The organism is Limnobacter sp. SAORIC-580, assembly GCF_013004065.1.
In the GTDB taxonomy this organism is placed as follows: domain Bacteria; phylum Pseudomonadota; class Gammaproteobacteria; order Burkholderiales; family Burkholderiaceae_B; genus Limnobacter; species Limnobacter profundi.
Genome location: NZ_CP053084.1, coordinates 560,368 through 585,332 on the forward strand (window position 1 = coordinate 560,368; position 24,965 = coordinate 585,332).

General features: G+C 53.7%; 23 protein-coding genes and 1 riboswitch. Of the genes, 7 read left to right on the top strand and 16 right to left on the bottom strand.

The genetic code is table 11. The features are described 5' to 3' along the window. Window positions 1-79: 79 nt before the first annotated feature. The gene (locus HKT17_RS02630; protein WP_171097614.1) at window positions 80-1,186 is read left to right on the top strand and encodes a porin; all 1,107 of its coding nucleotides are present in this window, start codon (window positions 80-82) and stop codon (window positions 1,184-1,186) included. Between the two features lie 192 nt (window positions 1,187-1,378). Here HKT17_RS02630 and HKT17_RS02635 read toward each other — a convergent pair whose 3' ends face one another. The 15 genes from HKT17_RS02635 to HKT17_RS02705 form a co-directional block, all read right to left on the bottom strand. Then, window positions 1,379-1,780, bottom strand: a complete 402-nt coding sequence (locus HKT17_RS02635; RefSeq protein ID WP_171097616.1) for a hypothetical protein — start codon at window positions 1,778-1,780, stop codon at window positions 1,379-1,381. 194 nt (window positions 1,781-1,974) lie between these two features. Continuing rightward, the gene (bioB, locus tag HKT17_RS02640) at window positions 1,975-2,970 is read right to left on the bottom strand and encodes a biotin synthase BioB (protein ID WP_171097618.1); all 996 of its coding nucleotides are present in this window, start codon (window positions 2,968-2,970) and stop codon (window positions 1,975-1,977) included. A 9-nt stretch (window positions 2,971-2,979) separates the two neighbouring features. Continuing rightward, a complete protein-coding gene (gene bioA / locus HKT17_RS02645; RefSeq protein WP_171097620.1) occupies window positions 2,980-4,326 on the bottom strand; it encodes an adenosylmethionine--8-amino-7-oxononanoate transaminase in 1,347 nt (448 codons plus the stop codon). A 13-nt stretch (window positions 4,327-4,339) separates the two neighbouring features. Beyond that, complete coding sequence (gene bioD, locus HKT17_RS02650) at window positions 4,340-4,957, bottom strand: dethiobiotin synthase (protein ID WP_171097622.1); 618 nt, start codon at window positions 4,955-4,957, stop codon at window positions 4,340-4,342. Next, a complete protein-coding gene (locus HKT17_RS02655) occupies window positions 4,954-5,754 on the bottom strand; it encodes a methyltransferase domain-containing protein (protein ID WP_171097624.1) in 801 nt (266 codons plus the stop codon). Before HKT17_RS02655 ends, bioD begins: the two co-directional genes overlap by 4 nt. A gap of 17 nt (window positions 5,755-5,771) precedes the next feature. Continuing rightward, window positions 5,772-6,542, bottom strand: coding sequence for a hypothetical protein (locus HKT17_RS02660; RefSeq protein ID WP_171097625.1), 771 nt, complete (start codon window positions 6,540-6,542; stop codon window positions 5,772-5,774). Further along, window positions 6,539-7,729 carry an aminotransferase class I/II-fold pyridoxal phosphate-dependent enzyme gene (locus tag HKT17_RS02665; protein ID WP_171097628.1) on the bottom strand — a complete coding sequence of 397 codons (1,191 nt, stop codon included), beginning with the start codon at window positions 7,727-7,729 and terminating at the stop codon, window positions 6,539-6,541. Before HKT17_RS02665 ends, HKT17_RS02660 begins: the two co-directional genes overlap by 4 nt. A gap of 10 nt (window positions 7,730-7,739) precedes the next feature. Then, complete coding sequence (gene rng, locus HKT17_RS02670) at window positions 7,740-9,215, bottom strand: ribonuclease G (RefSeq protein ID WP_171101347.1); 1,476 nt, start codon at window positions 9,213-9,215, stop codon at window positions 7,740-7,742. 20 nt (window positions 9,216-9,235) lie between these two features. Beyond that, the gene (locus HKT17_RS02675) at window positions 9,236-9,907 is read right to left on the bottom strand and encodes a Maf family protein (RefSeq protein ID WP_171097629.1); all 672 of its coding nucleotides are present in this window, start codon (window positions 9,905-9,907) and stop codon (window positions 9,236-9,238) included. Window positions 9,908-9,915: 8 nt separating this feature from the next. Next, window positions 9,916-10,386: a 23S rRNA (pseudouridine(1915)-N(3))-methyltransferase RlmH gene (gene rlmH, locus HKT17_RS02680; RefSeq protein WP_171097631.1), complete on the bottom strand. Its 471-nt coding sequence runs from the start codon at window positions 10,384-10,386 to the stop codon at window positions 9,916-9,918. 15 nt (window positions 10,387-10,401) lie between these two features. After that, a complete protein-coding gene (gene rsfS / locus HKT17_RS02685; protein WP_105028205.1) occupies window positions 10,402-10,824 on the bottom strand; it encodes a ribosome silencing factor in 423 nt (140 codons plus the stop codon). A 42-nt stretch (window positions 10,825-10,866) separates the two neighbouring features. Continuing rightward, window positions 10,867-11,517, bottom strand: coding sequence for a nicotinate-nucleotide adenylyltransferase (nadD, locus tag HKT17_RS02690; RefSeq protein ID WP_171097633.1), 651 nt, complete (start codon window positions 11,515-11,517; stop codon window positions 10,867-10,869). A gap of 3 nt (window positions 11,518-11,520) precedes the next feature. Further along, entirely contained in the window at window positions 11,521-12,432 is a 912-nt protein-coding gene (gene hemF / locus HKT17_RS02695; protein ID WP_171097636.1) for an oxygen-dependent coproporphyrinogen oxidase, read from the bottom strand. Between the two features lie 15 nt (window positions 12,433-12,447). After that, window positions 12,448-13,719, bottom strand: a complete 1,272-nt coding sequence (purD, locus tag HKT17_RS02700) for a phosphoribosylamine--glycine ligase (protein WP_171097638.1) — start codon at window positions 13,717-13,719, stop codon at window positions 12,448-12,450. 21 nt (window positions 13,720-13,740) lie between these two features. After that, the gene (locus HKT17_RS02705; RefSeq protein WP_171097641.1) at window positions 13,741-14,466 is read right to left on the bottom strand and encodes a YebC/PmpR family DNA-binding transcriptional regulator; all 726 of its coding nucleotides are present in this window, start codon (window positions 14,464-14,466) and stop codon (window positions 13,741-13,743) included. A 142-nt stretch (window positions 14,467-14,608) separates the two neighbouring features. On the opposite strand from HKT17_RS02705, the gene mscL reads away from it, so the two are divergent. From mscL to HKT17_RS02725, 4 genes are all read left to right on the top strand, one after another. Beyond that, window positions 14,609-15,049 (top strand): large conductance mechanosensitive channel protein MscL, encoded by a 441-nt coding sequence (mscL, locus tag HKT17_RS02710; protein ID WP_105029795.1) that lies wholly within the window; start codon window positions 14,609-14,611, stop codon window positions 15,047-15,049. A gap of 130 nt (window positions 15,050-15,179) precedes the next feature. Further along, a riboswitch (glycine riboswitch) is annotated at window positions 15,180-15,295 on the top strand. Between the two features lie 54 nt (window positions 15,296-15,349). Beyond that, window positions 15,350-16,639 (top strand): D-amino acid dehydrogenase, encoded by a 1,290-nt coding sequence (locus tag HKT17_RS02715; protein ID WP_105028213.1) that lies wholly within the window; start codon window positions 15,350-15,352, stop codon window positions 16,637-16,639. 46 nt (window positions 16,640-16,685) lie between these two features. Then, window positions 16,686-18,503 (top strand): glutamine--tRNA ligase/YqeY domain fusion protein, encoded by a 1,818-nt coding sequence (locus HKT17_RS02720; RefSeq protein WP_171097643.1) that lies wholly within the window; start codon window positions 16,686-16,688, stop codon window positions 18,501-18,503. 44 nt (window positions 18,504-18,547) lie between these two features. Further along, window positions 18,548-20,608: a site-specific recombinase gene (locus HKT17_RS02725; protein WP_171097645.1), complete on the top strand. Its 2,061-nt coding sequence runs from the start codon at window positions 18,548-18,550 to the stop codon at window positions 20,606-20,608. Between the two features lie 25 nt (window positions 20,609-20,633). On the opposite strand, the gene HKT17_RS02730 is transcribed toward HKT17_RS02725, so the two are convergent. Next, window positions 20,634-21,194 carry a cob(I)yrinic acid a,c-diamide adenosyltransferase gene (locus HKT17_RS02730; RefSeq protein WP_171097646.1) on the bottom strand — a complete coding sequence of 187 codons (561 nt, stop codon included), beginning with the start codon at window positions 21,192-21,194 and terminating at the stop codon, window positions 20,634-20,636. 265 nt (window positions 21,195-21,459) lie between these two features. On the opposite strand from HKT17_RS02730, the gene thiC reads away from it, so the two are divergent. Then, window positions 21,460-23,376 (top strand): phosphomethylpyrimidine synthase ThiC, encoded by a 1,917-nt coding sequence (gene thiC, locus HKT17_RS02735; RefSeq protein WP_171097647.1) that lies wholly within the window; start codon window positions 21,460-21,462, stop codon window positions 23,374-23,376. Window positions 23,377-23,640: 264 nt separating this feature from the next. Next, window positions 23,641-24,951 (top strand): hemolysin family protein, encoded by a 1,311-nt coding sequence (locus HKT17_RS02740; RefSeq protein ID WP_105028218.1) that lies wholly within the window; start codon window positions 23,641-23,643, stop codon window positions 24,949-24,951. Window positions 24,952-24,965: the final 14 nt, after the last annotated feature.

Genomic DNA, 24,965 nt, shown 5'->3' on the forward strand with positions numbered 1-24,965 from the left:
CAAGGGTCCCCGTGTACATTGTCTCTCGTGCCGCTAGAAATGGCGGCAAAGATTCAACCAACACTAATAAGGGTGAAATATGAACAAGAAGCTAGTAGCTGCTGCTCTGGGCCTGGCATTTGCCGCTCCAGTATTTGCTGATTCATCAAACGTAACTTTGTATGGTCGTGTACACCAAGCCCTGGACCATCAGTCAACCAGCTCTAACGCTGGCGACACAGGCGGTAACTTCGCGCTGGAAGACGTGTCTTCACGTTTCGGTATCAAGGGTCAGGAAGACTTGGGCGGTGGTTTGAGCCTGGTCTTCGGTTATGAATTTTCAGTTGCTGCTGACAGCAACTCTGGCGTGGGTGGCCGTCACTCTTACGTTGGTATGAAGGGCGCTTGGGGTACATTCGTTGCTGGTAAGCAAGACGGCGGTAATGAGTCTGTAGCTCCTCTGTATTCCCAGGCTTCATTGACTGGTGGCGTTTCCAACCAAGGCGGTCCTTTGACAACCATTGGTGGTGGTGGCTCAACATTCAGCAACACTATTGCCATCCAGCGTGTGCAGCGTACGGACAACTCTTTCGGTTACAAAACCAACATCGCCGGTGTTGCCATCGAAGCGCGTCACGCCTTGACCGCTGGTGATAACCTAAATGCATTGTCTGCAACTGCTGTTGGTAACAACAACAATGCAAACAACACTCCTATCAAGGAAAACGGTACACGTCAAACTGAAGTAGCCGCAACTTACAAAGTTGGTGCGTTGACTATTGGTGGTGGTTTTAACTTGTTTGACCAGCAAGGCGTGGATCCAACTGTTGCTGCTCAACCTGAGCGCACTGTACAGGGTATCGCTGCTTATAACTTCGGCTCATTCTCATTGGCCGGTTTGGTAGCTCAAACTTCACTGTATGGCACGAATGCTGCCAACGGTGAAGACAGCAACACCGAATACCTGTTGTCGGCAACCGTTCCTTTGAGCGCCAATAGCGGTTTGTTCGGTTCATACTCTGATTCCGAGCGCAATAACTTGGTTGCTCCAACTGAACTGAGCCAAGCTCAAATTGCTTATTACTACGATTTCAGCAAGCGCACACGTACATACGTAGGTTTCAACCGCTTGACAAATGAAGTGGTTGCAACAGGTGCGGAAACAGATACAGACAACTTCACAATTGGTCTGCGTCACAACTTCTAATTCAACGCCAAGCATAAGCTTGGTTTGAATGCAAAGTTTGAAAAAGCCACCTTCGGGTGGCTTTTTCTATTTCAGCCAGCGCAACGCGCATATCCATTCGCACATGATGCGAAAAAACCAGGCGAAAAAAAACACCTGGTCGTTCAGGTGCTTTTTTATACAATTCAACTTGGCTTAATTCAATCGAATCGATTATTGCAAATTCATGTCCAGTTGCACGCCGCACAATGTGCTGCTGTAGCGTGTGGCACTGCCACTGTTGCTCATGCAACCCAGCGAGGTGGTTTGAAGTTGGTTCTCGGATACTTTCAAGCCAAAAAACAAATCGGGGTACTTGTTGCCTTCTTCACGGCTTAGTTTGAATACCCAATCTCCGGTACCCCATTGGGCACTCATGGGGGCTTTGTTGCGGTCCTGGTTCAATCTGAAACCATAGCCTAAGCCACCGTTCTCGGAACTGGTCCAGCGGCCCCATTTGCTCAATGGGTTTTGCCCATCGATATTCAACGTCACGCCACCAGCTTGGGCACTGGCCAAGGCGGGTGCCAGCAAAGGTGTTAGCACTAAGCAGGCACAAATCAATGTACTTTTCATATTGTTATTCCCTTCAACAGCAGCAATTCAAGCGATTTGCGCTGTTTCGCATGCAAGGCTTTAATTATGCGCGTAATTTTGATGTGGATAAAGCGGGAGAAGGGTTGCCTTCACCCCGCCAAACCATTGATTTGAATCAGGTATTTAAACCTGCTGCTTGATAATTCTTGAATAAAAACAAGGAGTTTTGCTGTTTAATTCTCAAGTCGCTTTAAGCCCAGTTTCTCGAATAACTTGGTGTCGCGTTCCAATTCCGGGTTGTCTGTTACCAACAGTTTTTCGCCGTAGAAAATTGAATTGGCACCCGCCAGGAAACAAAGCGCTTGGGTGCTCTCATTCATGCTTTCCCGGCCGGCCGACAAACGCACAAAACTGGTGGGCATGGTGATGCGGGCTACAGCAATCGTGCGCACAAAATCGAGTGGATCGATTTCTTCGTTGTTTGCCAGTGGTGTGCCTTCAACTTTCACCAAATTATTGATAGGTACACTCTCGGGCGGTTCGGCCATGTTGGCCAGTTGGGCAATCAGCCCGGCGCGTTGGTTTACCGTTTCACCCAAGCCCACAATGCCACCGCAGCACACTTTGATACCCGCATCGCGTACACGGTCTAGTGTGTCCAGGCGGTCTTGGTAGGTGCGGGTGCTGATAATGTCGCCGTAAAAATCGGGTGAGGTGTCCAGGTTGTGGTTGTAGTAATCCAGGCCAGCCTCTTGTAGCTGTTTGGCCTGGTGTTCTTTCAGCATGCCCAGGGTGACGCAGGTTTCCAGGCCCATGGCTTTCACTGCAGTTACCATTTCACCTACAGCTTCAACCTGGTGGTCTTTGGGGCTGCGCCATGCGGCACCCATGCAAAAACGCGTGGCGCCTTTGTCCTTGGCGGCCTGTGCGGCTTTCAGCACTTCATCGATGGGCATCAGTTTTTCTGCTTCCACGCCAGTGTTGTACTTGGCCGATTGGGGGCAGTAGCCACAGTCTTCAGGGCAGCCGCCTGTTTTAATCGACAGCAGGGTTGAAAGTTGCACGGTGTTCGCATCGAAATGCTCGCGGTGCACCTGCTGCGCCTTGAAAATAAGGTCGTTGAACGGCAGTGCGAACAGGGCTTCAATGGCCTCGACGCTCCAGCGTTGCTGATCAACGGCGGGTGGGGCTGCTTTTTTGTTTTCAACCCAGGTAATTTGGCTTTCCATGTGCATCCTTCAGAACAATTCGCTTCCGGGGCCGGGTGCAATCAGGCTGCCCCAGCGTTGTAATACTTGCATCAGTGTTTGGTAGGCGTTTTCCAGTGTCTCGGGCTCGGTGCAATAAGGCGGCACCCAATACACGGTGTTGCCCAGAGGGCGCACCACAATGCCCAATTCGAGAAACGTTTGGCGTATCCATTGACTCGCGCTGGAACCATACTGACTGTGACTGGATTTTAGCTCAAAGGCTGCCACGGTGCCGCACACGCGCGGGTTTTCAATCAGGGGGTGGCAGGCCAAGGCAGGCAGCCAGCGCTGGTGGGTGGCTTCAATGCGGTGAATGTTCGCCCATGTACTTTCTTCATCGAACAAGGCGAGGTTGGCCAGGGCCGCAGCGCAACCCAATGGGTTTGCGGTGTAGGAATGGCCGTGCAGCAAGGCATGGCCAACCTGGTCGCTTAAAAACGCGTCGTACACCGCTTGGCTGGTGAGTGTGGCTGCCATGGGCATGAAGCCGCCGGTAAGCCCTTTTGAAATACAAATAATGTCAGCCTGACCGCCAAATTGCGCCACTTGTTCGGCGGCAAACAGGGTGCCGGTTCGGGCAAAGCCAGTGAATACTTCGTCGAATATCACCAGCACACCAGCCGCTTCGCAGCGTTTACACAGTTCGGCCACATGGGCTGCGCGCATGAATCGCATGCCGCTGGCACCTTGAATCAAGGGCTCTAGAAGAAGGGCGGCAACTTCATGGCCGTGACTGGCCAACAGCTGGTCGAGTGAAGCCAAAGCCTCTTCCTCAGTGCAGGCGCAAACACCGGTGGGTATGAAATCGACATGAAACAGCCATGGCGCGAAGGGATCGTAAAAGCCGCTGGATTTGCCGGTGGCCATGGCGCCGAAGGTGTCACCATGGTATCCACCTTCCAGCGCAACAATGCGACTTTTACCGGCCACGCCCTTGTTTTGCCAATACTGAAAGGCCATTTTCAGGGCTACTTCAATGGCGGTGGACCCATTGTCGGAGTAAAACACCTTGGCCATGGGGGCTGGGGCGTTGTGCACCAGGCGTTCGGCCAACTGCACAGCAGGCGGGTGGGTTACACCCGCGAACATCACATGTTCAAGCTCAAGCGCTTGTTGTGCAATCGCCTTTGCAATGGTGGGGTTACTGTGACCATGAATATTCACCCACCAGCTTGAAACCGCATCAAAGTACTTGTTGCCTTGGGCATCGAACAAAAATTCGCCTTCACCACGTACCACTGCCAAAGGTGGCGCAGCGGTTTGCATTTGCGTGAAGGGGTGCCAACAGTATTGTGCATCCCGTTCAAGCAATTCTGTGTGGGTAAGTTGTTTCATGAGGGCCGTGCGATCACAAGCTGTCAAGCGCGCGAACAAGGCGCTCGGGCATGCCAAATTCAGCCAGTGCCTGCGGGCTTAATACATTGAAAACCGGCAATTCAGCCAACACCGGCACTTCACCAAAATGTTCGATTGCCTCACGGTTGGCAGGGTTGGCCTCACCCACCATCACCACGCCCAGCACAGGCACGCCAGCAGCTTTCAAGGCCTGCAGTGAAAGGCAAGTGTGGTTGATGGTGCCAAGCCCGCTGCGGGCCACCAACAAAGCGCAACTGCCCAGGTGTTTCATCAGGTCGAGCATGGTGTCCCGCCAGTTCAGGGGCACCATGCAACCGCCCGCGCCTTCCACCACCAGTCGATCGGCTGTGGGTAGCGTAAAATCGGCCAGTTGGATTTTGACTCCATCGATGTCGGCAGCCTGATGAGGCGATAAGGGCTGGGTGAGGCGATACGTTTCCGGGTGCACTGCACAGCCACTCAGGCGGGCAATCCACTCGCTGTCGCTGCCACCCTCGAGCCCGCTTTGTACCGGCTTCCAGTAATCTGCTTGCCAGTGAGTGCACAGCCAAGCACTCACAATCGTTTTTCCGATGCCGGTGTCGGTACCTGTCACAAACAAATGTTTCACGGCCGTTCCAGGTAGTAAAAACCAATGTGGTAGTTCATGGTGCAGGCTTCGCCCAAGGCGGATATCACCTTGCGCAAATTAACCGGTGTGTGGTTTACGCGGGGCTGGTCAGCACCAATGGCACGCAGGCTGCGTGCAAATGAAAGCCCATCGGGATGATGGTCCAGAAAGTTTTTGGTGTGGTGAGCAGTGCTGGCGGCAATGCCTTCGGCCACCAATGCGTTCATGATGTCCTGCAAGTCATCGTCGCAGGGCAGGGGACGCAGACCACTGGTTTGCCCGGTGTCCTCGTGTGCCACTTCCCAGGCTTGAAAAGAGCCATCCAGCAGTACGCTGAAAGCCACGGTATTCGACACTGAAAGCCAGCGTCGAATCGCCTCTTCAATGTTGCCAAACCATTGCGCACACATGCCTGAAATGAGCAGGGAGTGGTTCGGAATCCATAGGTGCTCAACTGCCAATTCCTCGCCATTGAGCAAGTGGGTGTGCAGGCGTTCAGTGGGGTACTTGCGCGTTAATTCGGTCAGCATGCCTTCTGCCAAATCAACAGCATGCACCGCACTTTCGGGAAACTTGTTCAGCAAATGCTCGGTTAAAAACCCGGTGCCGCTGCCCACATCCACACAAGCTTTGGGGTTGAAGTCGACTGGCAGCATTTGATCCAGCCACTGACCCAGATGTTGGGCTGAGTGTTTCTGCACGCGCGCATGGTGATCGTAATCGCGGGCAGCATCGGAAAAGCGGCGTGAGGCAGCCTGGGCAGAATTCAGTTTTCGCGGCAAGGCGTTTTCAGACATTTCAATGCGGCTTGAAATTAATGCTGGCTGAGAAGGGGCAACAAAGTGTCAGTATACCGCGCAGGGGCGGTGGCAATGCCTGCGTGCTCGGAAGCCAGTGTATGCAACTCGCGGTTTTGCTGTTTCAGCGTGTGCTCAAAGCATTGCAGTGCCAAAGCCAGTGGCACTATTTCATCCGTGTTGCTGGCCCAGGCGTGTAATTCGGCGCCATGGGAAAGGGCCTGTTGCAATGCCTGTGCTGCGTTCAACTCTTGCATGCTGCGAAGGTCAGTCAATAACGTTTGTTCATCCAGGGTGGCCCATTGCGCATGGTGCCCGCAGCGGTTGTGAAAGTCGCGCAGTACCTCTGGCATGTTCTGTTCGGCTTTCTGGATCATGCGAGACAGCAAACGCGGTGGAGTGCCTTGGGTGTTGGAATCGCCTTTCACAAAGTGAGTAAAGCCATGAATGCTCAACAGGCTGTGCCATCGCACTGAAAAATCCAGCAGTTTTGAAAACCCCAGCGAATGCCCAAGTCCCAGCCAAGGTACTTCGGCGTATGCAAGCACCAAGCTGTGTAGCACTTCTGCCGTGTAGTGTACCCATTGGTCTTGCGTGCTGATACCTGGGGTATGAATCATCAAGCCTTGTCTGGCTTGCTCTGGAAAGTAACCCGCTTCCAGGCAAACAAACAAGGTAGTCTCGCGTGTATTTGCGGGAAGTGTATTCAACAAGGCATTGAAGAAACGGTGGTTGTAACCCCAGCCGTGGGCCATCAATAGCACTTGCGTTATTTCGGGCTGCTTCATGTGCCCACCTTCCAGCTGGCCAGTGCGTGGAGCAGTTGCTCATACACTGTAAGAGTGTGGCCAGTGTTCAGTGCAAGCCGAACCCGTGCGGCATTGGGGGGCACGGTGGGAGGGCGTACGGCAGAGGTTCGAATGCCTGCCTGTTGCAAATGGGTCTTGAGTTCAAGGCATGCATTGTTACTGCCCACCACCAAGGGAACAATGTGGGTGTTCGACAAGCCCGTGTCGAAGCCCAGTTTATGTACCTGGTTGCGCAGTGTGTCTGCGGCGGTGTGCAGCATGCCCCGTTCTTTATTCAGGCCCGGAATAATTTCCAATGCTTTGCCAACTGCGCCAATTACAAAAGGCGAGGGCGCGGTGGAATACACAAAGCCGGTGCAACGGTTGACCAGGTATTGTTTGAATATTTCGCTGCATGCAATGTACGCCCCGCTGACCCCCACAGCCTTGCTGAAGGTACCCATGATGACCCAGTGCCCCAAGGTTTTCAGTGCATCTATGGCGGGGTGTTGCATCGCCCCAAGGCCTCGACCTTCCGGTCCCCAAATTCCCGTGGCGTGGGCTTCGTCCAGGTACACCACAGCGTTGTGTTGCAGGGCAATTTCCGCGAGTTGTTCAACCGGCAGTAGATCACCTTCCATGCCAAAAACCGTTTCTGAAACAATAATTTTTGGCTGCCTGGATTCCGTGTGTTTATCCAGCAGCTCAGTCAAATGCGCCATGTCGTTGTGGCGAAAACGAATTTGTTTCACCCCCGCAAGTTGGCAGGCATGGTGCAAGCTGGCGTGGTTCAGGCGGTCGGTGAACACAAGGGGCTCAGTGCCACCCACCACGCCACCCCACAGGCTTTTGTCCAGCAGTGCGGCCAACCCGCTGGCATTGGCTTGGTAGCCGCTTGAAAATACTAGTGCGGCTTCAGCGTTTTTGAATTGTGCAACTTGCGATTCCAGTTGTTCAAAGCAATCGAGGTTGCCTGACAACAAACGTGAGCCGGTTGCACCTGCACCGTATTTTTTCGCGCATTCATGGCCTGCCTCTACAATGTCGGCGCGCTGGGCCAGGCACAAATAATCGTTGCTGGAAAAATCGAATGCACGCTGGTTCAAAGGGCAGGGCAGCAACACCCGCTTGCCGCTGTCTTGGGCCAAAAGGTCAAGGCGTTGCTGGCTGGCTTGGCTCAGGTTCATCGCGCTTAGGTCAGGTCAAAATAATGTCGTAGTGTTCCTGCACAAACAGGTTGTCTACTTGCAGGGTAATTGGCTTTCCCACAAACTCTTCCAGCATGCCCAAGTGTTGGGCCTCTTCTTCCAGAAACAGGTCGATCACGGCTGGGCTGGCCAGTATGCGAAATTCTTTGGGGTTGAACTGCCGGCTTTCGCGCACAATTTCCCGCATTATTTCATAGGCCACGGTTTGTGCAGTTTTAACCTGCCCCTTGCCCTGGCAGCTTGGGCAGGGCTCGCACAACAAATGGGCCAGGCTTTCACGGGTGCGCTTGCGGGTCATTTCCACCAGGCCCAGTGCAGAAAAGTCGGTGACGCTGGTTCGGGCGCGATCGCGGTCCAACGCCTTTTGAAGTTCCGCCAGCACCGCTTTTTTGTGTTCCTCGGTGCTCATGTCGATGAAGTCGATCACGATGATGCCACCCAGGTTGCGCAAGCGCAGTTGGCGCGCTATCGCGTGCGCCGCTTCCAGGTTTGTTTTAAACACGGTTTCTTCAAAATTGCGGGCACCAATAAAACCGCCCGTGTTCACATCGATGGTGGTGAGCGCTTCAGTTTGGTCAATGATTACATAACCGCCCGATTTCAGTTCAACCCGACGGCCCAGCGCCTTTTGCAATTCATCTTCAATGTTGTACAGCTCGAAAAGAGGCCGCTCTCCTTGATGCAGTTGAAGGCGGTCTTTGGTTTCCTGTGCATAGGTTTCAGCAAAGGTCAGCAGGTTTTTCAGGGTTTCTTTTGAATCAATTAGAATGGCTTGGGTGTCGGCACTAACTAGATCGCGCACCACACGCTGCGCCATGGTCAGGTCTTCGTAAATCAGGCTGGGTGCGGGCTTCGTGCGGGTCAATTCCAGCATCTCGCGCCAGCGGGTACGCAGGTAATTTACATCGGCGGTCAATTCCTCGTCTGTGGCTTCTTCGGCGTGGGTGCGAATAATAAAGCCGCCGGTGTTCTCGGGCAGCAAGCGAGTTAGTTTTGCGCGCAGCTCTTCCCGCTCGCCTTCATTCTCAATGCGTTGTGAAACACCAATGTGTGGGTCTTGCGGCAGGTGTACCAGCATGCGGCCAGCCAAGCTGATTTGTGTAGTGAGCCGTGCGCCTTTGGTGCCCAGCGGGTCTTTGCTGACCTGCACGATAATGGTTTGCCCCTCGAACACCATTTTCTCAATGGCAGGCGGTGGGTTTCCATTCTGCTTCGATTGGTGGTGGTTGTAAGTGCGGTGTTCCCACAGGTCGGCCACATGCAGAAACGCTGCACGCTCCAGCCCAATGTCGACAAATGCAGATTGCATGCCGGGCAGCACACGCACCACTTTGCCCAGGTACACATTGCCCACAATGCCGCGGGTTGATGTTCGTTCAATGTGAAGTTCTTGCACAGCGCCGTGCTGAACAATGGCCACGCGCGTTTCCTGCGGTGTCACGTTCACCAGTATTTGTTCGTTGATCATCTTTTGCTTCTTGGGTATTAATCGATTCTTTTCGTAGCTTGGGCCACCGTTTGAATATGACGAATCAATTCGCTGGTTTCAAACAGTGGTAAACCCATAATGCCAGAATGACTGCCGGAAATGTGACGAACGTATTGCCCCGCGATCCCCTGAATGCCGTAGGCACCCGCTTTGTCGAAAGGTTCACCGCTGGCAATGTAAGCGTGGATGAAGGTTTCGGGAAGTGGTGCGAATTCAACATGCGAGGTTTGCACCGTATTTTGGGCAGCAAGGGTGCGCCCATGGTTGCTCAGCCACGCGCCTGCCACTGCCGTGTGAACTTCGTGGATGGTGTTGGACAAGCTTTGCAGCATTTGAAAGGCCTGTGCGGCATTTTCCGGTTTGCCCAGAATATTGCCATTCAGTGCCACAGTGGTGTCGGCGGCCAGCACCAGCCCGCTAAATTGCTGCGCACGCATGGCCTCAAGCGCGGCATTCAGTTTCAGTTGCGTAACCCGTTGCACGTACAGCAAGGGGTCTTCGTGCTCAAAAGGCGCTTCGAGTGCCTCGGCCTCTGGGCTGCTCTGCGCTAAGAACACCTGCACTTGCAATCCAAGGGTTTGAAGCAATTCGAGTCTGCGCGGGCTGCGTGAAGCAAGCCAAACCTGGCCAGGTAAGCCGCTGTGTTCCGGGAGAACGGGTGTGTTCATGGTTGGGCTTATTCGCGGTGGTACGGATGCCCAATGGTAATTGAAAATGCGCGGTACAGCGCTTCCACCAGCAGCACGCGCGCCAGCGCATGGGGCAGGGTGAGGTCGGAAAGCCGCCACATGCCCTGGCATTGCTGCTTCAGGTTTTCATCAAGCCCATCGGCACTGCCGATGAGCAGGCACAAGGTTTCGCTGCTGTTGTGCCATTTCTGAAGTTGCTCAGCCAAGGCTTTGCTGGTGTGGCGTTCCCCCCGTTCATCGAGTGCAATGACGCGTGCGCCATTGGGTATGGCCGCTCGAATGCGCTCGGCTTCTTTGGCGAGAATTTGGTCCACGGGTTTGCCCGCAGACCGGTCTTCAGGTTTCAATTCTTTGATGGTCAGCTTCCAGTCGCCTGGAAAGCGTTTCTGGAACTGATCTACGGCCTGTTGCGCCCATGGCTCGATTTTGTGAGACAGGGCGATAACGTGGATTTTCAAAGCGAAGCGAAAATCTTAGTTGTACTGGCTTGAATAGGCCTCGGCCTGCTGCGGGAAATAATCCACGCCGGGCATTGGTTTGCTCAGGCTGTGCGGGTTCAACTTCACGCGCACGGGCTTGCCACCCCAAATTTCTTCCAGGTTGTAATACTCGCGAATGGCGGGTTGCATCAAATGCACCACCACATCGCCCAGGTCGACCAGTACCCATTCGCCGGTGTCTTCACCTTCGGTGCTGAACACTTCGCCACCGTTTTCCTTGGTTTTCTCGCGAACGTTGTTGGCCAAAGCGCGTGTTTGGCGGTTTGAAGAGGCTGAGGCAATGATGACCCGGTCAAAAACACCGGTAAGGTGGGTCGTGTCGAAAACGGCGATGTCTTGTGCTTTGATGTCTTCGAGGGCGTCAATCACGACGCGCTGCAGTTTACGCAATTCCATGCAATTCCAAAGGTTTGTTAATTGCCTGAATTCTAACAACTTTCAGGGCTGGGCGCGACCATAAACTGGGTGCAGTGTCAGGTACTTGAGCACAGCGGTGGGTAGGCTGGCCTCAAGTTTGAAGCGGGCGGTTTCCCGAACTTCGGCGTTGCCAGACTGTAACAGCTGGAATTGCCTTCGAATTTGGGTTGAGCTGATGTTCACGCTGGGCATGGGTATGCGAAACAGGCGATCTTGGAGCAAATGTCGTTTTAAAGCCTCGGGCACCTGAAAATCGCCCCACTGGGTGCGGTCCACCACGCCAATACGGGCGTAATCAAACAGGCTTTGCCAATGTTTCCAGCTGGTCAGGTTGGCCAATTGGTCAGCCCCAATCACAAAGGAAAGTTTGTGGTCAGGGTGCTGTTCGCTCAGCTTCTCAAGCGTGTCCACGGTGTAGGTGGGGCCTTCATGCTCAATTTCGAAGGGTTCCATGCGCCAGGAGTGCACGCCCTCAATGGCGAGTTCAACCAATTTTTTACGAACATCGGCAGGTGCAAGGTCTGCGTTGGGTTTTTGCCAAGGTTGGCCTGCGGGCATAAACCACACTTCATCGGCCATGCACTGTGCTTGGGCTGAACGAGCCATTTGCAAATGCCCCATGTGGATGGGGTTGAAGGTGCCGCCAATGATGCAGATTTGCCGTGTGGGCATGGCTCAGGCCGCCAGCCAGTCGCGGTCCACCAGAAAGTCGGTGTACAGCCTTGCCTCGGCGCTGCCTGCCTCAGGTTGCCAGTCATAGCGCCATTTCACCTGCGGGGGCATGCTCATCAGGATTGATTCTGTGCGGCCACCGCTTTGCAGGCCAAACAGGGTGCCACGGTCGAATACCAAATTGAATTCAACGTAGCGACCACGCCGATAGGCCTGGAAGTCGCGTTCGCGTTCGCCGTAGGCCATGTTCATGCGGCGCTCAACAATGGGCAGGTAGCCTTTCAAAAAGGCATCGCCCACGCTGCGGGTCATTGCAAAGCTCTGCTCAAAACCCAGCTCGGAAAAATCATCGAAAAACACACCGCCTACACCGCGGGGTTCTTTGCGGTGCTTCAGGTAAAAATACTCGTCACACCATTTCTTGAACTTGGCATGGTAGTGCGCACCGAAGGGATCCAACGCATTTTTGCAGCTTTGGTGAAAGTGCTTCGCGTCTTCTTCAAAACCATAATAGGGAGTTAAGTCCATGCCGCCGCCGAACCACCACACCGATTCGCCTTCCACAGTAGTGGCTGCAAACAGGCGCACATTCATGTGTACTGTGGGTACATAAGGGTTGCGGGGGTGAAATACCAGTGATACACCCATTGCTTCAAAACTGGCACCAGCAAGGCCCTGGCGGCTGGCAGTGGCTGAGCCGGGCAACTTGTCGCCCATTACATGGCTGAAATTGACACCGCCACGCTCCAGCAAGCTGCCTTCTTCCAGCACGCGGCTGCAACCGCCGCCACCTTCTGCACGCTCCCAGGAATCGTTCAAAAAAGGTTTGCTTTCGAACTGACCAATGCCCTCGATGATGCTGCTTTGCAGGCCTTGAAGGTATTGCTTTACCTGATTCAGTTCAGAAGGTGTCATTGCTCTAAGTCCTGATTACTTGCGATTGATGGCGCGGTAGCCAATGTCGCTTCTAAACTGCATGCCATCAAAGCTGATAGTGTCGATCAATTCATAGGCTTTGGCCTGTGCCTGGCGCACGGTGTCGCCCAAGGCGGTGGCGCACAACACGCGACCACCCGCGGTCACTGCCTTGCCATTTTTTTCAACAGTTCCGGCATGAAATACAACCGCTTCGTCGCTGGCTTCGGCGCGCAGTGTAATTTCATCGCCCGTGCGCGGGGTTTGTGGGTAGTTGTGCGCGGCAATCACTACGCCTAAAGCGGTGCGGCGGTCCCATTCTGCTTCAACCTTGTCCAGCGTGCCATCAATGGCGTGGTCCAGCAAATTCACGAAGTCGCTTTTCAGGCGCATCATGATGGGTTGGGTTTCCGGGTCGCCCATGCGGCAGTTGAACTCCAGTACCTTGATGTCGCCCTTGTCGTCGATCATTAAGCCCGCATACAAAAAGCCGGTGTACACCAGGCCGTCTTTTTTCATGCCGGCGATGGTGGGGTAAATAACCTCTCGCATCACGCGGGCGTGCATGGTGGGCGTAACCACGGGGGCGGGGCTGTATGCACCCATGCCACCGGTGTTGGGGCCTTGGTCGCCATCCAGCAGGCGTTTGTGGTCTTGGCTGCTGGCCATGGCCAAAGCGTTCACACCATCGACCATCACGATAAAGCTGGCCTCTTCGCCTTCCAGGAATTCTTCAATCACGACACGGGAACCGGCACTGCCCATGCTGTTGCCCAGCAACATGTCGTCAATGGCCTGGTGGGCTTCTTCGAGGCTCATGGCAACCACCACGCCCTTGCCCGCGGCCAGGCCATCGGCCTTGATTACAATGGGGGCACCTTTGGCATTCACATAATCGTGGGCTTTGGCAGCATCGGTAAAGGTTTCATATTCCGCAGTGGGAATTTTGTGCCGCTTCATGAAGGCCTTGGCGTAGTCCTTCGAGCTTTCCAGTTGGGCTGCAAGTTTGGCTGGGCCAAAAATACGCAAGCCGCGCTGGCGGAACAGGTCAACCACCCCCGCGGCCAATGGGGCTTCCGGACCAACCACGGTCAGGTGCACTTGTTCTTTGGCTGCAAAATCGGCTAGTTCGGTCAGGTCGCTGATTGGCACATTTTCCATTTTGGCTTCCAGGGCAGTACCGCCATTGCCAGGAGCAACAAATACCTTTGTTACGCCCGGGGTTTGGCAAATACGCCATGCCATGGCATGTTCGCGGCCGCCTGATCCAATCACCAAAATTTTCATGTGTGTAGTGCTCCGTACTTTTTATTCGTTGATGATCACGTTGGTGTAAACCTGTTGCACGTCGTCCAGGTCTTCCAGCATGTCAATAATTTTTTGCATGCGAATGGCATCGTCGCCCTCAAGCTCGGTCTCGCTTGCAGGTTTCATGGTCAGCTCTGCGTTTTCGAATTTCATGTTCGCCGCTTCAAAAGCGGTTTTCAGGGTATGAAAATCGGGTACAGGGCAAGTTACCTCGATCACGCCATCGTCGGAAGTAACAACATCATCGGCCCCATTCTCCAGCGCCACTTCCATGATTGCATCTTCGCTGTTGCCGGGGGCAAAAATAAACTGACCACAATGCTTGAACATGAAAGAAACAGAACCGTCGGTGCCCAAATTGCCACCGTGCTTGGTCAGCGCATGGCGAACTTCAGCCACAGTGCGCACTTTGTTGTCCGTCATGCAGTCGATGATTACGGCTGCGCCACCCACACCATAGCCTTCGTAGCGAATTTCTTCGTAATTCACGCCCTCTGCTTCACCAGTGGCTTTGGCAATGGCGCGCTGCACGTTGTCTTTGGGCATGTTGGCCGCAGCAGCCTTTTCCATGGCCAGGCGTAAGCGTGGGTTCGTGGCCACATCGCCACCGCCCACTCGGGCCGCCACGCTGACTTCACGAATGATTTTCGTCCACACCTTGCCGCGTTTTTCATCCTGCCGGTTTTTGCGGTGCTGAATGTTGGCCCATTTACTGTGTCCTGCCATGGCTCACTTTCTGTTGTTGAATCAAAGAGGTGCGATTTTATCACCACCGGGCACTCGCCGTATTGCCCTGAAAGGATTCCACAGCGATAATCTGCGCGGGTATTGGACTTTTACATTGGTATACATTCAACAAGGAGGCAGCGTGAGTTTGCTCAAAGACTTCAAGGCGTTCGCAGTAAAAGGCAATGTGGTTGATTTGGCTGTGGCGGTGATCATTGGTGGTGCCTTCAGCGGCATCGTTAAAAGCCTGGTTGATGATGTCATCATGCCGATTGTGGGTCGTATTTTTGGCAGTCTCGATTTCTCCAATCTGTATTTGCCTTTGGCAGAAATTCCGGCGGGAGTGGCCCCCACGCTGGCCGCCGTCAAGGCTGCTGGCGTGCCTGTGTTGGCCTATGGCAGCTTTATCTCGGTGCTGATTAATTTCATTATTTTGGCCTTCATTATTTTCATGATGGTTCGTCAGGTCAGCAAATTGACCAAAGCTCTGATCAAGGAAGAGGAGGCCGCACCAGCCGCGCCAGCACCCACTCCTGAAGATATTCTGTTGCTTCGTGAAATCCGTGATTCCTTGAAGAAGTAATTTAGACTGGCTTCTCCAGATCGGCGGTAGTACAATTGAAGGCTGAATCTGGAGAGTGGCTAGCGCGTATCTGTGCTGGTCCGCCGAAGGCGCAATCCCCATGAACGCTCAGGCTTCAGTACAGGTTCAAGAATTCAAATCTGGAGAGCGCTGTGCGCGGCCAATCGCCGCGTAAGTACAGCCGCCGAAGAGGCAAGCAACGCAACCCGTTGTGAATCTTTCAGGCAAACGGACAGAGAGGGGCTACAAGGCAAATTGTTTGCCGAAAGCCCTTTTTACTGTTTGTGGAGCCTTATCCTCATGAAAGCTATTGTTCTCGGTGCTGGTGTTACCGGCATTACTTCCGCCTGGTTTTTGAAAAAAGAAGGTTTCGACGTGACTGTGGTGGATCGTCAGCCTGCCGCAGGCATGGAAACTTCCTTTGCCAATGGTGGCCAAATTTCTGTGTCCCATGCTGAACCCTGGGCCAACCCGGGCGCACCCAAGAAAGTGCTGAAGTGGTTGATGAAAGAAGATGCGCCCCTGCTGTTCCGTTTGCGCGCCGATGCCCGCCAGTGGCGCTGGGGCATGCAGTTTTTGCGTGAATGCACCCCCGAGCGCACACGCCATAACATCATTCAAATGGTGAACCTAGGCACATTCAGCCGCAGCACCCTGCAAGAACTGCGCGCCGAGACTGGTATTCAGTACAACTGCCTCACCAAAGGCATTTTGCATTTCTACACCAACCAGCAAGAATTTGACGATGCACTGGAACCTGCTGAAATCATGCGCGAGTTTGGTTGCGACCGAAAAGTAATCAGCGCAGAAGAAGCAGTTCGCCTTGAACCCGCATTGGCCACTGTGAAAGACAAAATTGCTGGCGCCACCTTCACTGATGCAGATGAAAGCGGCGATGCACATGTGTTTACACAAAACCTGTCGAAGCTGTGCGCGGAAAAAGGCGTTGAATTCAAGTACGACACCGCCATTCTGGGCTTGGACACTGAAGGTGGCCAAATCAGCGGTGTGCGTGTGCGTGGCGCGGATGGTCAAGTACAAGTGCTGAAAGCTGACAAGTACCTGCTGTGCATGGGCAGCTACAGCCCAATGCTGGTAAAAGACCTGGGCGTGGACCTGCTGATTTACCCAGCCAAGGGTTACTCTGCAACCTTGCAAATTGACGATGCCAGCAAAGCCCCGCAAGTCAGTTTGACCGATGATGAATACAAACTGGTGTTCAGCCGCCTGGGTGACAAGCTGCGAATTGCAGGCACCGCTGAACTGAACGGTTACAGCACCAACCTGAACCATGTGCGTTGCCAGGCGATTACCCGCCGCGTCATGGAGCTGTTCCCCGGCATGGCCGACCCAGAGCAGGCTGTGTACTGGACTGGTTTGCGCCCCGCGACCCCTTCGAACGTGCCTTACATTGGTGTGTCCAAAATTTCAAACCTGTACCTGAACACAGGCCATGGCACTTTGGGTTGGACCCATTCTTGTGGTTCGGGCCGATCAATCGCGTCCATCATGAATGGCAAGCAGCCTGAACTGGATTTCGCATTTACTGGAATTTCTTCCAAGAAGGGCGAGGCCTTGGCCGTTGCCTAAGGCTTGTTTTTGCTAACATCAGCGCATTCGCCAACAGGATGTGCTGATGTCTGATTCTGCAAACAAAAATACCCATGCTGGGGCCGACAACGCCCCCGCCTCGAATTTCCTTCGCAACATCATTGATGCGGACTTGAAAAAGCCCGAGTATCAGGTACGCCCGTGGGCCGGCAAACCCGGTGGGGCCGATGTGCACGACGGTGCGCCCGCTGATCCCGCGAACATTCGCCTGCGTTTTCCGCCCGAGCCGAATGGCTACTTGCATGTGGGCCATGCCAAGGCCATTTGTGTGAATTTCGGTTTGGCCAAAGAATACGGTGGCGCGTGCCACATGCGCTTTGACGACACCAACCCAGAAAAAGAAAGCGAGGAATTCGCGGATTCCATTCTGGATGCCGTGCATTGGCTTGGCTTTCGCTGGGAAAACTTTGGTGACGACAACCTGTATTACGCCAGCGATTATTTCGACTTCATGTACCAAGCCGCTGAATTCCTGATTCAAGCGGGTTTGGCTTACGTTGATGAACAGAATGCAGATGACATGCGTGCCAATCGCGGCACCTTGACCCAAGCGGGTGTGGATTCCCCATTCCGCAATCGCCCAGCCGCTGAGAGCCTGGCCCGTTTTCGCGCCATGCGCGCGGGCGAACTGCCCGATGGCGCTGCGGTGCTGCGTGCCAAAATTGACATGGCCAGCCCCAATATGAACATGCGTGACCCGGCCGTTTACCGCATTCGCCGGGCATTTCACCACCGCACTGGCGATGACTGGTGCATTTACCCCATGTACACATTTGCGCATCCCATCGAAGATGCGCTGGAACGCATAACCCATTCATTTTGTACGCTTGAATTCGAAGACCAGCGCCCGTTCTACGACTGGCTTCTGGACAACTTAGCTTCTGAACACAAAACGGCGGATGGCGGTGTGTTAAAGCCCCTTCTAAGCCACCCCTTGCCCAAGCAGATTGAGTTCGCCCGTCTGAACCTAAGCTATGTGGTCACCAGCAAGCGCAAATTGCAGCAATTGGTAACTGAAAACAAACTCAATGGGTGGGACGACCCCCGCATGCCGACCATTGTGGGTTTGCGCCGTCGTGGCTACACACCTGAGGCAATTCAGTTGTTTTGTGCCCGCATTGGCGTGTCCAAATCCGATTCCTGGATTGATTATTCGGTGCTGGAAGGCGCTTTACGCGACACGCTTGACCCAATTGCCCACCGTGCGGTGGCGGTGCTCGACCCAATTCCATTGATCCTGGACAACGTGGACGACGATTGGGCCGACATGTGCACCGCGCCGGTTCACCCTCACCATCCGCATTGGGGCGTGCGTCAGTTCACAATCGGCAAGCGTCTGTGGATTGAGGCAGAAGACTTTCAGGAGAACCCGGAGAAAAAGTTTTTCCGCCTGTTTCCTGGCAACAGGGTTCGATTGCGTTATGGCTATGTGATTGAGTGTACCGGCTGCGACAAAGATGAAAGCGGCAAAGTGACTGCAGTGCATGCCCAGGTGTTTCTGGATAGCAAATCGAGTACGCCAGGTGCAGACAACTACAAGGTGAAAGGCAATATTCATTGGGTGGATGCAGAGGACTGCCTGCCTGCCACTGTGCGCCTTTACGATCGCCTGTTTACCGAAGAGCACCCCGACTCTGGTGGTAAAAACTTCATGGACAGCTTGAACCCCAATTCACTGACCGAAGTGAAGGCTTATCTGGAGGCAGGGCTGAAGGATGCCTGGTCTGGTACGGTGTACCAGTTCGAGCGCCACGGCTATTTTGTGCCTGATTTGAAGGACCATACTCTGGAAAACCCGGTGTTCAATCGGGCCACTACGCTGAAGGACAGTTGGAGTAAATAGCCAATTCATCGGGTACACTAGCCCTCGGACTAGGTATTCAGAATATGGCAACGAACCCAAACTACAATATTCGAGGTGCGCTGCTGACCATCCTGAACGGGATGGGTCCAGACACCAGGCATGAGGCGGACATTGCCCACCTGTGCCACCTCATGGAATGGTTTCGAGAAGGGGCTCCGGGCTCCGACTTCGAAATCGAGCGGCGATTTTCCATGCTGGTGGAGGCGCTTGAGCAGTCCAACGACCTGCGTGTGCAGGTCAAGGGTTACCTTGAACAATTCCTGAAAGAATCACGTTACCGGTATACCTTTGCCGAGCTCGGTATTCTGGGCAATGAAACATTTGGTCAGGCCATGAAAAACCGGATTTTTCAGCGCCTGTTGCCCGCCACGGTGGAAGACAAAACCGTGCGTGAATCGCTCAGCCTGATGTTCACCAAGCCGGATGACCATGAGTGGCTTGAGTCGATCAGTGTGGCAAGCTGGACTCGTCTGTTTCATGTGCTGGAATGGCTAGACCCCGCCATGCCTCTGTGGAAGCGCATTCAGCACGAAATGCTTGAGGCCATGGAAATGCTCGCGGTGCGAATCGCTGCCCTTGGCATTGATTCGGAAGTGGTTCGATGCCTGGGTATTTCAGAGCGGCATACTTCACCCTTTGTTGAGCAGCACCTGGAGTTGCGCAACATGATTGGGCAGGCCCATGAAAAGCTTAGCAATATGGAGCCACTGCACGATTTGGGCGACCACCTGGATGTGTTGTTGGACCAGTGTCAGGGCCAAATCAAGAAAGCCTATGCGCAGGCTCGCGTGCAAGGTATTTCAGTCACCTTGAGTATGCAGCTGATTCGATTGGAACAATCGATCAACCGCATGCGGCGATTGTTGCAACTGTTGGGTGCCTTGCCCACTGACAATCGGGTGGGGACTTGCGTGCAGTTTTTCTGCACCTTGACCAAAGAGGAAAACCGCAAGCATTCCATTACCGATTTGTGGCGTGGCTTGACTGACAAGCTGGCTTTGCGAATTACTGAACATGCCAGCCAGTCGGGTGAGAAGTACGCCACAGAAACCCGCGCCGAGTACTGGAAAATGGCCAAAGCGGCCATGGGCGCGGGCGTTATTATCGCGCTTCTTTCTTTGTTCAAAGCCGGCATTTCAAGTTGGCATTTGCCCCCATTTTGGGAGGCCGTATTTTTCAGCCTGAATTACGGCATTGGCTTTGTGATCATTCACCTGTTGGGTTTCACCATTGCCACCAAGCAGCCAGCCATGACAGCGGCGCGAATCGCCGCGGCGATTGATGCTGCCAACGGGCGCTTAAGCTCGGCCGACCGGGTGGCTGATTTGATTACCCAGGTTGCACGCACCCAATTCATCTCGATTTGGGGCAATGTGTTACCAGCATTTGCCACTGCCACCGTGGTGGCTGTGGGGCTTACGTTCTTGCTCGGAGAGCCGCCTGTCGCAGTCGAGAAGGGCGAAAAAATGTTGCTGGAGCTCAATCCCTTGTTGTCGGCAGCTTTGCCCCATGCGGCAATCGCCGGGGTTTTTCTGTTTTTGGCGGGTGTTATTGCGGGTTACTACGATAACCTGTCGATTTACCACCGTATTCCGGACAGAATTCGGAAGGTGCCCTGGTTGCGCAAGCGCTTGGGTGTGGTGCGTGCCAACAAACTGGCCGATTATTTGAGCAAAAACACAGGGGCCTTGGCAGGCAACTTCTTTTTCGGTTGCATGTTGGGTTCGGCAGGTTTTATAGGACTCATTCTTGGTTTGCCAATCGACATTCGGCACATTACCTTTGCCGCGGCAAACATGGCTTACGGAATTCAGGCCCATGAATTCATGTTGAGCGGGTTTGAGGTGGCGATTGCCGCCGTGGGTGTGTTCCTGATCGGTATGGTGAACCTGGGCGTCAGCTTTAGCCTGGCGTTTTTTACCGCCTTACGTGCACGTGGTGTTCGAAGATTGGAAAGCCTGTCTTTGGCGGGGCGTATTTTCAAGCGGTTTTTCAAGAGCCCTGGCGAGTTCTTCTATCCACCCAAAGAAGCGGGCGCAGCGGTCAGCAATGCCGTGAGCCCAGCCAAAACCGAGTCGAAGTAGCGATTAATCAAGCCTGCAAGCGAACTTATTCTTGCGGGCGGTTGAATCCTTTTTTCCATTGCACATCGCGAACGCCTTTTTTGTGGTGAATCCAGCGGGAAGCCACAAACAGGAAATCCGACAGGCGATTCATGTACAAAAGCAAGTCTTCTGGCAGTTGTTGTTGCTGGTTCAAGTCCACCAGTACCCGCTCCGCCCTGCGGCAAACAGTGCGCGCAATGTGGGTGTAAGCAGAGGCCTTGCTGCCGCCAGGCAAAATAAATTCTTCCAGACGCGGCAGGGGTTCATTGAACTCCTTGATCAAGTCTTCCAGCCGCGCCACTGCTTGGGGTGGAAACACATCAAAACCCGGCATGCACAGGGCTGCGCCCAAATCAAACAGGTCGTGCTGAATGCGGGTGAGTTCGGTGGCCAGGCGCTCAGGCAAGGCTTCAGTCAATATCAGGCCGATGTGGCTGTTCAACTCATCGACATCGCCCATGGCATGAACACGAAGATCGTTTTTCGCCAAACGGCTGCCATCGGCCAAGCCAGTGGTGCCATCGTCGCCAGTGCGGGTGGTGATTGAACTGAGTCTGTTGCCCATTGAATTGCGTGATCCGAGAAAGTTGAACAAAAAGAGCGCCTTGTGCAAACCGCGTATTGAGGTACGACGCAGGCGGGCCTATACTTTGAGCTTATTCAAGTTTAACGCAGGGGTCCTGGCAAATTGTTGCCGGGTGAGAAAAACCCTCACACCTGTGCAGATAATGCTGTTTGCAGGAAGCGTTTCACTGGCTTTGCTCCTTGGGCTTGGCTGGGTGGAATGTTCATGCACCCGGCACAACGATTCACGCCCAACAGGAGTACACATGAGCGCCAATCCCGATTTCCTCGCAGCCACCGCGAAGGTGGATGAAGCTGCGGTCAAGCCGCTTCCCAATTCCCGCAAGGTCTATGTGCAGGGCTCACGGCCCGACATTCAGGTGCCCATGCGTGAAGTTTCACAAGACGACACACCCACTTCATTCGGTGGCGAGAAAAACCCGCCGATTTACGTGTACGACTGCTCCGGCATTTACACAGACCCCACTGCAAAAATCGACATTCGTTCAGGCTTGCCTGCCATTCGCAATCCCTGGATTGAAGAACGCAATGACACAGAGTTGCTGAGTGGCCCCAGTTCTGAATACGGCATTGAGCGCCTGAATGACCCCAAGCTGACAGAACTGCGTTTCAACTTGCAGCGCAAACCGCGCAAGGCGAAGGCCGGTAAAAACGTGACGCAAATGCATTACGCTCGCCAGGGTATTGTTACGCCGGAAATGGAGTATGTGGCCATCCGCGAGAACCTGCGCCGCCAGGAATACATTGAAAGCCTGAAGAACGCAGGTGGAAAAATTGGCGCCAAAATGGTTGATTTGCTGACCCGTCAGCACCCAGGCCAGTCTTTTGGGGCGTCAATTCCTGAGCAAATTACACCAGAGTTCGTGCGCGATGAAATTGCCCGTGGTCGGGCCATCATTCCCGCCAACATCAATCACCCTGAAATTGAACCGATGATCATTGGTCGCAATTTTCTGGTGAAAATCAATGCCAACATCGGTAACTCGGCTGTGTCATCTTCAATCGGTGAAGAAGTCGAGAAAATGACCTGGGCCATTCGTTGGGGTGGCGACACGGTAATGGACTTGTCCACTGGCAAGCATATTCATGAAACCCGCGAATGGATTTTGCGCAACAGCCCTGTTCCCATTGGTACAGTGCCTATTTACCAGGCCCTGGAAAAGGTCAATGGCAAGGCTGAAGACCTGACCTGGGAAATTTTCCGCGACACGCTGATTGAGCAAGCTGAGCAGGGTGTGGACTACTTCACCATTCACGCCGGTGTGCGTCTGGCTTATGTGCCGCTTACCGCAAGCCGCATGACAGGTATTGTGTCTCGTGGTGGTTCAATCATGGCGAAGTGGTGCCTGGCCCACCACAAAGAAAGCTTCTTGTATGAGCATTTCGAAGACATTTGCGAAATCATGAAGGCTTACGACGTCAGCTTCTCGCTGGGTGATGGCTTGCGCCCCGGTTCGGTTTGGGATGCCAATGATGAGGCGCAGCTGAGCGAGCTTCGCACCTTGGGCGAATTGACCCAGATTGCCTGGAAGCACGATGTGCAGGTAATGATCGAGGGTCCAGGCCATGTGCCCATGCAATTGATCAAAGAGAACATGGACATTCAATTGAAAGAGTGCCATGAAGCCCCGTTTTACACCCTTGGCCCACTGACCACCGACATTGCCCCTGGTTACGACCACATCACCAGTGGAATTGGTGCCGCACAAATTGGATGGTACGGCTGTGCCATGCTTTGTTATGTGACCCCAAAAGAACACTTGGGCTTACCGAACAAAAAAGACGTGAAAGACGGCATCATCACCTACAAAATTGCAGCCCACGCCGCCGATTTGGCCAAAGGGCACCCTGGCGCTCAAATTCGAGACAATGCCTTATCCAAGGCCCGTTTCGAGTTCCGGTGGGAAGATCAGTTCAATTTGGGGCTTGACCCCGATACGGCCCGTGAATTCCACGACGAAACCCTGCCCAAGCAAAGCATGAAAGTGGCTCACTTCTGCTCAATGTGTGGCCCGCACTTCTGCTCGATGAAAATTACCCAAGATGTGCGTGAATACGCAGAAAAACTGGGTGTTTCTGAAAAAGATGCCTTGAGCAAGGGAATGGAAGAAAAATCGATCGAGTTCATCAAGAAAGGGTCTGAGATTTACCACAAGACCTGATTTTTAAAAGAAAAATTGACACCGCCCCTTCGTCTTTGTACGATTAGGCGGTGTTTTTTTCTGATAGGAGTGCTCGGGCCTTTCCCGACCGTATATGGATAGTTCCAGTTGTCGAAGTTGCTCAAACTTCACCGCGCCGTCATTGGCAACCCCCTTCAAAGCGCTCGTTGCGCGTCGTTTTCCCAAGTTCTTCCTGCTTGACAATGCTCCTTTAAGCCTTGCGCTTGGCACCCTTGTTTTGCCCTTGAAAAGAGGAGAGTTGACGTGGAAGTGCTGATTCTGATTGGCCTTATTGTGACCAATGGCTTGTTTGCCATGTCCGAAATTGCCCTGGTTACCGCCAGAAAGGCGCGTTTGGTGAAGTTGGCTGCAGAAGGTGACAAATCCGCTGCGGTTGCGCTCAAGTTGTCTGAAGATCCCACCAAGTTTTTGTCAACAGTACAAATTGGCATCACATCGATTGGTGTGCTGAGCGGTATTGTGGGTGAGGCGGTATTGGCCAAACCACTGGCGCTTTGGTTGCAAACCTTCGGCCTGGAAGTGGCGATGACAGACATTGTGTCCACTGCCATTGTGGTTGTTGGTGTTACCTATGTGTCAATTGTGGTCGGTGAACTGGTGCCCAAGCGTTTGGGGCAAATCAGCCCGGAGGTCATTGCCCGCTTGGTGGCAAGGCCCATGCAAATTCTCGCAATTGCCACGCGCCCGTTCGTCATGTTTTTGTCTTTTTCGACCCGCGGTTTGTTGCGCATTATGGGTGTGAAAGAAAACACCGACAACGGTGTGACCGAGGAAGAAATTCACGCCATGTTGGACGAGGGTTCGGTATCGGGCGTCATCGAAAGCAGCGAGCACACCATGCTGCGCAATGTGTTCCGCTTGGATGATCGCCAGCTGGGTTCACTCATGATTCCCCGTTCCGATGTGTTGTATCTCGATATTCGACTGCCTCAGGAGGAAAATCTGAAGCGTGTGATTGAATCGCAGTATTCACGCTTCCCGGTGGTCGATGGCAACCTCGACAACTTGATCGGTGTAATTCATGCCAAACAGGCTTTGGCCTACGCCGCACAGGGCAAGATGCCCGACTTTTCAACCAATTTGCAGCAGTGTGTGTTTGTGCCGGAAACCCTGACGGGCATGGAGCTGTTAACCCAGTTCCGCAGCAACAACATGGACATTGCCTTTGTGATCGACGAGTATGGCGAACTTGAAGGCATTGTGACCCTGCACGATTTGATGGAAGCTCTGACTGGTGAGTTTACCCCGCACAACAAGGAAGACTCTTGGGCGGTACAGCGCGAAGACGGCTCGTGGTTGCTGGATGGTGCCATTGCCATTCTGGAACTGAAAGACACCTTGAATATCAAGAGTGTGCCGGAAGAAGAAAAAGGCCGTTACCACACCCTGAGTGGCATGGTGATGTTGTTGACAGGGCGCTTGCCAGCCACCGGAGACACGGTGGATTGGGAAGGTTGGCGATTTGAAGTGGTGGACATGGACCAAAAGCGGATTGACAAAATTTTGGCCTCACCGATCAAGGAAGATGGTGTGCAGTCGGATGAGTCTGCTTAAGACCCTATAAACCG

What these genes read in the sequence shown, in the direction of transcription:
- HKT17_RS02630 (WP_171097614.1), top strand. Translation starts at nt 80, where the DNA reads ATGAACAAGAAGCTAGTAGCTGCTGCTCTGGGCCTGGCATTTGCCGCT.
- bioB (WP_171097618.1), bottom strand. Translation starts at nt 2,970, where the DNA reads ATGGAAAGCCAAATTACCTGGGTTGAAAACAAAAAAGCAGCCCCACCC.
- rsfS (WP_105028205.1), bottom strand. Translation starts at nt 10,824, where the DNA reads ATGGAATTGCGTAAACTGCAGCGCGTCGTGATTGACGCCCTCGAAGAC.
- HKT17_RS02660 (WP_171097625.1), bottom strand. Translation starts at nt 6,542, where the DNA reads ATGAAGCAGCCCGAAATAACGCAAGTGCTATTGATGGCCCACGGCTGG.
- HKT17_RS02715 (WP_105028213.1), top strand. Translation starts at nt 15,350, where the DNA reads ATGAAAGCTATTGTTCTCGGTGCTGGTGTTACCGGCATTACTTCCGCC.
- HKT17_RS02705 (WP_171097641.1), bottom strand. Translation starts at nt 14,466, where the DNA reads ATGGCAGGACACAGTAAATGGGCCAACATTCAGCACCGCAAAAACCGG.
- purD (WP_171097638.1), bottom strand. Translation starts at nt 13,719, where the DNA reads ATGAAAATTTTGGTGATTGGATCAGGCGGCCGCGAACATGCCATGGCA.
- bioA (WP_171097620.1), bottom strand. Translation starts at nt 4,326, where the DNA reads ATGAAACAACTTACCCACACAGAATTGCTTGAACGGGATGCACAATAC.
- HKT17_RS02730 (WP_171097646.1), bottom strand. Translation starts at nt 21,194, where the DNA reads ATGGGCAACAGACTCAGTTCAATCACCACCCGCACTGGCGACGATGGC.
- hemF (WP_171097636.1), bottom strand. Translation starts at nt 12,432, where the DNA reads ATGACACCTTCTGAACTGAATCAGGTAAAGCAATACCTTCAAGGCCTG.
- HKT17_RS02675 (WP_171097629.1), bottom strand. Translation starts at nt 9,907, where the DNA reads ATGAACACACCCGTTCTCCCGGAACACAGCGGCTTACCTGGCCAGGTT.
- thiC (WP_171097647.1), top strand. Translation starts at nt 21,460, where the DNA reads ATGAGCGCCAATCCCGATTTCCTCGCAGCCACCGCGAAGGTGGATGAA.
- HKT17_RS02635 (WP_171097616.1), bottom strand. Translation starts at nt 1,780, where the DNA reads ATGAAAAGTACATTGATTTGTGCCTGCTTAGTGCTAACACCTTTGCTG.
- HKT17_RS02720 (WP_171097643.1), top strand. Translation starts at nt 16,686, where the DNA reads ATGTCTGATTCTGCAAACAAAAATACCCATGCTGGGGCCGACAACGCC.
- HKT17_RS02665 (WP_171097628.1), bottom strand. Translation starts at nt 7,729, where the DNA reads ATGAACCTGAGCCAAGCCAGCCAGCAACGCCTTGACCTTTTGGCCCAA.
- HKT17_RS02725 (WP_171097645.1), top strand. Translation starts at nt 18,548, where the DNA reads ATGGCAACGAACCCAAACTACAATATTCGAGGTGCGCTGCTGACCATC.
- nadD (WP_171097633.1), bottom strand. Translation starts at nt 11,517, where the DNA reads ATGCCCACACGGCAAATCTGCATCATTGGCGGCACCTTCAACCCCATC.
- HKT17_RS02655 (WP_171097624.1), bottom strand. Translation starts at nt 5,754, where the DNA reads ATGTCTGAAAACGCCTTGCCGCGAAAACTGAATTCTGCCCAGGCTGCC.